The sequence below is a fragment of the Schaalia naturae genome (genome assembly GCF_042665795.1).
Taxonomy (GTDB): Bacteria; Actinomycetota; Actinomycetes; order Actinomycetales; family Actinomycetaceae; genus Pauljensenia; species Pauljensenia naturae.
Genome location: NZ_JBHTEF010000006.1, coordinates 1 through 2,518, shown reverse-complemented (window position 1 = coordinate 2,518; position 2,518 = coordinate 1). Strand labels below are relative to the sequence as shown.

The 2,518-nt window shown below is 62.7% G+C and carries 2 protein-coding genes; both read right to left on the bottom strand.

The window, feature by feature from the left end:
* Positions 1-2: 2 nt before the first annotated feature.
* Positions 3-923, bottom strand: a complete 921-nt coding sequence (istB, locus tag ACFQWG_RS14065) for an IS21-like element helper ATPase IstB (protein WP_014328473.1) — start codon at positions 921-923, stop codon at positions 3-5.
* Entirely contained in the window at positions 920-2,434 is a 1,515-nt protein-coding gene (gene istA / locus ACFQWG_RS14060) for an IS21 family transposase (RefSeq protein ID WP_014331811.1), read from the bottom strand. The genes istB and istA overlap by 4 nt, the downstream gene beginning before the upstream one ends.
* Positions 2,435-2,518 lie beyond the last annotated feature (84 nt).

The following is a 2,518-nucleotide window of genomic DNA, read 5'->3' as shown; positions in this document are numbered from 1 at the left end:
GATCAGCGCGACAATCTGGATGAGATTCTGGTGTCGCGGTTGTCGGCGACGGTATCATCGTGATTGTCGCTGGCAAGGGCTTCGTTGGTTTCTGATTGTCGCGCAGCGTCGATCTCGGCGGCGTTTCTGATTGTCGCGAAGGAAGCCGGCCTGCCGCGCTGGCGTTTGGCTTCCATCGCGGATCGACGCCGGTAGCTTTCGACATTCATCTCAAAGATGGTCGCGTGGTGGACGAGACGATCGACGGCGGCGAGTGTCATGGCGGGATCGGGGAAGACCCTGTTCCATTCGCCGAAGGGCTGGTTGGCGGTGATCATGATCGATCGCCGCTCGTAGCGCGCGGAGATGAGCTCGAAGAGCACGCTCGTTTCCGCCTGGTCCTTGGTCACATAGGCGAGATCGTCGAGGATGAGCAGATCGAACTTGTCGAGCTTGGCGATGGCGGATTCGAGCTGGAGTTCACGACGTGCCACCTGCAGCTTCTGAACGAGCTCGGTCGTACGCATGAACAGCACCCGCCAACCGTTCTCGATGAGCGCGAGGCCGATTGCGGCGGCGAGATGGCTCTTGCCGCCACCGGGCGGGCCGAACAACAGGATGTTCGCTCCCTTGGCGAGCCAGCTATCGCCGGCGGCGATCGCCATGACCTGTGCCTTGGAGACCATCGGCACGGCGTCGAAAGCAAAGCTGTCGAGCGTCTTTCCCGGTGGCAATCGGGCCTCGGCGAGATGGCGTTCGATGCGGCGGCGATCGCGTTCGGCCAGTTCGTGTTCGGCGATCACCGACAGGAACCGGGCCGCTGGCCAGCCTTCCTTGTCGGCCCGTTCGGCAAAGTCCGGCCAAAGGACCTTGATGGCCGGCAGGCGGAGTTCATTGAGCAGCGTGCTGAGCGTGGCGGCGTCGATGGCAGGGGCGTTTCTCATGCGGCGTCCTCCAGATGACGCGCGTCGATCAGGGCCTCATAGCCCTGGAGGGAGGCGAGACGAACGTTGACGGTGGGCAACTGTGCCGGATCGGGCGCGAAGAAAGTCCTCAGCGCGATGATGTCCGGCAGTTCGCCCGCATCGAGTGTTTTAGCGAGCCGCTCTGCCAGTTCCCGCTCGCAGCCCCGATCGTGGGCCAAGGCCAGGAGCTCGACGGTGATCTTGCAGGCCTGCTTGTCGGAAAGCCGGTCGAGCAGGGTCTCGAAGGCCCTTCGGTATTCCTGCCGCGGAAACAGCTTGTCGCGATAGACAAGCTGAAGGAGCGCCATCGGCTTTTTGCGCAGCGAATGGATGACATGCCGATAATCGACCACCTGGTCGTGCTTGCCGCTGGCATGTGCACGCCCTCTTTGGAGGGTCATCAGATGCGTGCCGCCGATAAAGAGGTCAAGACGCTCGTCGTAAAGGCGCACGCGCAGCCGGTGCCCGATGAGCCGTGATGGCACGGTGTAAAAGACCTTGCGCAAGGTGAAGCCGCCGCTGCGCGAGACCCGCACGACAACCTCCTCAAAATCGCTGGTGCGCGTTCCCGGCAACGGCTGCAGCGCCGCCCGCTCGGCGTCGATGCGCTTGCCATAGCGGGCATTACGCCGGCTGACGATCTCATCGATGAAGCCGCGATAGCCATCGAGATCGTCGAAGTCACGGGTGCCGCGCAGCAGCAGGGCATCGCGGATCGCATTCTTGAGGTGGCCATGCGGGCTCTCAATCGCACCGTTCTCGTGGGCAATGCCCTTGTTGTTGCGGGTCGGCGTCATTCGGTAGTGCGCGCAAAGCTCTGCGTAGCGCCGCGTCTGGTCCTCCTTGGCATCGGCATCGAGATTGCGGAAGGCCGCCGACAGGCTGTCGCTGCGATGGTAAAGCGGCGCGCCGCCGAGGAACCAGAGAGCGTTCTGCAGCCCTTCGGCCAGCGCCACGAAGCTTTCGCCACCGAGGACGACGTGGGCGTGTTCGAAGCCGGAATAGGCGAGCCGGAAGTGATAAAGCAGGTGATCGAGCGGCTGGCCTGCGATCGTGATCCCCAGTTCGTTCATGTTGGTGAAGTCGGAAAGCCCCAGTCGGCCGGGCTCATGAACCTGGCGAAAGATGACTTCCTGCTCGTCGCCATTGATGGCCCGCCAGGCACGGATCCGCCGTTCCATTGTCCGGCGAACGCCTTCGCTGAGCTCAGGATGGCGGCGCAACATCTCATCGAAGACGGCGACCGGACGAATGCCAGGTGCCGCCTTCAGCAGCGGCACGACCTCGGCATCGAAGATGTCGGCGAGTGGATCGGGACGCCGACGGCCGCGCGGCTTCTTCACTTGTGATGGCAGTTGCGCGTTCTTCTCGATGCGATAGGCCGTTGCTCTGCTGAGCGACGCCTTCGCGGCGGCGACCTCAACCCTGTGCTCTTGTCGTAACTTCATGAAAAGCCTCATCTGATGATCGGTTATGTGACGACCTGGCACAAAGGTGGTTCCCCGTTCTTCGAAGAACCCGACGTACCGGTCGAACCGCAATCACCAGATGAATCGGCGCGGCAGCAGCGGTAG

What these genes read in the sequence shown, in the direction of transcription:
- istB (WP_014328473.1), bottom strand. Translation starts at nt 923, where the DNA reads ATGAGAAACGCCCCTGCCATCGACGCCGCCACGCTCAGCACGCTGCTC.